Raw genomic sequence first — 3,533 nt, 5'->3', positions numbered from 1 at the left:
ACGAGGAGTCCACGGCAGAGGTGTTGCCGCTGCCAAGGTCGTGGCCGACCGTGGTCTGGTTACCCGCCACCGCCGTGGTGCTGGTGTTGGAGTGGTTGCCCTGGTCGTTGACGATGATCGAGCCACCGCCGCCGCCACCACCGGCGTTGGCCTCGTTGCCGCCGTTGCCGATGCCGAGCAGCCCGCCACCGCCGCTGGAGCTTGCGCTGCCGCCGTGCCCGCCGGACATGTCGTTGTCCTTGATGACGGTGCCCTGGTTGCCGTCGATGATGTCCCCGCCCGAGTGCTGCGAGGTGTCCTTGACCGTGGTCTCGTTGCCCTCGCCGACGATGATCGGCGAATGGCTGCCACCGTGGATCACGCCGGTGTTGGCGTTGTTGTCGTCACCGACGACGTTGCCGTCACCGTTGACGCTGGTGGTGTCGATGTGGCCGGCGCTGCCGGTGTTCACGACGCCGCCGTTGGTGGCGGTGTTGCTGGTCTTGTCGCCGAGGGTGATGTCGCCGAAGCCGAGGTTGAAGGCGCCGTTCTGGGCGTTCGCACCGGCATGCTGATCGGGGCTCATGAAGTCGTTGTTGCTCGCGAGCTGCGTGTCGTTGTGGCTGGCGAAGTCCGTCTGCGGTGAGAAGGCCGTCTGCGGAGAGAACGCCGCGGGGATGTTGTGGTAGCTCGCGACCGCGTTCTGCAGGCCGTAGACCGGGTCTCCGCCGCCGAGGAACACACCGGCGGGGGCGGCGCTGGCTGCGACGGCCTGGAGCTGGGCGGCGCTGACGTTCGGCAGGCCGGCATCGCGCAGGGCGCCGTCGGGGTCCCGGACGAACGTCGCGGCGCTGACGGGGCTGCGGAACAGGTCGAGGATGAAGTCGAGGAGGTTCGTCATTGGAGTGCCTTTCGGTTGTGGGCTTTCAGGTCGTGTCGCCGGGCTTCCGGCGATCTGGAGACAACGTTATGGGCCCGTCCGTGCCCCGGAAACGGGGCCGTAACCCCTCGCTCATGGGGGCCGTTACGGGGTGCCCTAGGGGCCGCGGTTAGGGGATTAGGGGGTCGGTGCGGGGTATTCATTGCGCGTCGCTGACCTGCGCGAATGGCGGCCCACGAACGACGACAGCGCGGCCATTGCTGGCCGCGCTGTCGCGGATCGTCACTAGCTGGCGGTGGCTGGGTCACGTGAAGATGTCGAAACCCGGGTCCTGTGGATGGTCCAGGTGATCGTCCAGGACATCAGAGCCGGCACCGGAGACGTGATGTCCGGCGTCGATCGAGTCGTCCACGGAGGCGACGTCCGGCACGTGCAGATCGTCGAACTGCGGGGCGTCCAGCGTCATCGCGGGGTCGGACTGGGTCGCGATCGTCGGCACGCTCGTCTGGTCGAAACCATGGTCGACGATGGTCGGCACCGAATCCTCCGGCAGGTCGATCACGTTCGCCACGGTAGGCACGTGGTCGGCGAATTCGCCCACGTCCAGGCCTCCGCCTTGAATGGGAAGGTGATCATCGAACGCGTCGAAGGCCGCGGTCGCCGCACCACTGGCCCAGACGTTGTGGGCCGAGTCGAGGAGGGTGTCGGCTCCGCCAGACACTCCGGCCGACGGAACCGCCGTCGACATCGATTCCGCGACGACGGGGATCAGATGGTTGACGTCCACACTGGTCACATCGGTCAGGTTGGCGTCGGCGATGGCTTGCGCGGGATTGGCCGCGTAGTGGGCAGCAGCGTCCGGATCGCGTACCAGCGACATCACGAAGTCGAGCAGCGAATTCGCCACGACGTACCTCCTATCGGCTGCTTGGGGATTTCGGTTCAAGGGGAATGCTATCGGCGGAGCTCGGTTCGGGGATCGGTGCTGAGCCCACCCAGCCCGAGCGGGCATTAGGGGCCGTTGCATTAGGGGTTCGAAATCGTTAGGGGATCGAGCCCGTTGGCCGCCCGGTAGCCGCTATGGTGCTGATTAATGAGCCAACCACTCGGATTGTCAGTCGGAACCACCAACCTGGTGGCGGCCCGCGTCGGTGCCCCACCCGTCACACGGCGATCCGTGTTGACGGTGTTCAACGACCGCGCGCCACAGGTCGGCGAGGTGCCCGGCCCCAACCAGCCCGGGCTGGTGCTGACCGGCTTCGTCGAGCGGGTCGGTGATCCGGTGCCGCTGGTGGCGTCCGACGGCTCCTCTCACCGCGGCGAGGTGGTCCTCGCCGAGGCACTAGACGTGATGGCACGCTCGGTCGGCGGTGGCTCCCCCGTCACGGTTGCCGTGCCCGCGCACTGGGGGCCGGGGGTCGTCGGCGCTCTGCGAAATGCGTTGCGGGGCAAGCCAAGCCTGTCGCCCGATGGGATCGTCGCCACGCTGGTTCCCGACTCGGTCGCTGCGCTCAACGGGCTCCGGACGGCGCCCGGACTTCCCGACGACGGTGTCGTGGTGTTGTGCGACTTCGGCGGCGGCGGAACCAGCGTCACGCTGGCAGATGCGCGGTCCGGCCTCGCGATCATCGGTGACACCGTCAGGTACCCCGACTTCTCCGGTGACCTCGTCGATCAGGCCCTGTTGAACCACGTCGTCGCAGGCATCGCGGACGCCAACTCCGCGGATCCCGCCAGCACTGCTGCGGTCGGGTCGCTCACCCACCTTCGCGACGAGTGCCGGGGCGCCAAGGAACGGCTGTCCTCCGACACCGTGACGGTGATCCAGGCGGAGTTGCCCGGCTACTCCTCGGACGTCCGCATCACCCGGCCCGAGCTCGAGCGCCTCATCGAAGCACCGCTGGCCGGCCTGCTGTCAACCATCGCAGAGACGTTGCAGCGCTATCGGATTCCGCTCGCCAGCATCTCCGCGGTCGCCACGGTCGGTGGTGGATCCGCGATACCCGTTGTCACCCAACGACTGTCGGAGCAGCTGCGGGCACCGGTGGTCGCCAGCCCGCTGCCGGTCCTGTCGATCGCCGCGGGCGCGGCCGTCGTCGCCGCTCTAGGGTTCGACGACGCCCAGACGGGGATGGCCCCGACCGGCATGGCCCCCAGCGCCGACGTGCCAACGGGTTTGGCGCCGACGATGGGCTGGGCGGCAGGCGCGGCGCCTGCAAGTCCGCCGCCAAGCGACGGGTCTTCTGGCGCGCTGGCATGGTCGCAGGACGACGCCCCGTCCGGTGAGCCGGTGCCCTACGGCGGCGGTGAATACCAATCGGAGTACTCGTCGACCGGGGCGAGGCCAGAGATGGCCTTCTTGCACGAGGAAGAGGACAACCTTCCGGACTCCGAGCCGCTGGCCTGGTACAAGCGGCCGCCCATTCTCTTCGGCGCCGCCGCGGCCGCCGCACTGCTTGCGGTGGGCGGCTTCGCGGTCACGCTGACCGGCAATTCGACCGATAGCGGCACGGTCACCGAGGTCGTCACGATCTCGTCGACGGGCGCTAACGGCTTGGTGACCACCAGCCTCTCCACGAAGACCTCGGCGCCGTCCTCCGAGAGTTCTCAGTCGAACGTCACGTCGACGGTATCGAGCGCTCCCACGTCCGAATCGACGCCGGAGCCGACGTCG

General features: G+C 68.2%; 3 protein-coding genes. 1 reads left to right on the top strand and 2 read right to left on the bottom strand.

The window, feature by feature from the left end; all coding sequences use genetic code 11:
• Both QOD90_RS00680 and QOD90_RS00675 read right to left on the bottom strand, forming a co-directional pair.
• A partial coding sequence (locus QOD90_RS00680; RefSeq protein ID WP_526345649.1) for an IniB N-terminal domain-containing protein occupies positions 1-880 on the bottom strand: 880 nt, incomplete at its 3' end.
• A 283-nt stretch (positions 881-1,163) separates the two neighbouring features.
• Complete coding sequence (locus tag QOD90_RS00675; RefSeq protein ID WP_526345647.1) at positions 1,164-1,766, bottom strand: Rv0340 family IniB-related protein; 603 nt, start codon at positions 1,764-1,766, stop codon at positions 1,164-1,166.
• Positions 1,767-1,952: 186 nt separating this feature from the next.
• On the opposite strand from QOD90_RS00675, the gene QOD90_RS00670 reads away from it, so the two are divergent.
• The coding region (locus QOD90_RS00670) for an Hsp70 family protein (RefSeq protein WP_526345645.1) at positions 1,953-3,533 on the top strand (1,581 nt) is incomplete at its 3' end.

It is taken from the genome of Mycobacterium sp. (assembly GCF_032161845.1).
In the GTDB taxonomy this organism is placed as follows: Bacteria; Actinomycetota; Actinomycetes; order Mycobacteriales; family Mycobacteriaceae; genus Mycobacterium.
Note: the sequence above shows the minus strand (reverse complement) of the source record. Positions and strands in the feature narration are given on the sequence as shown.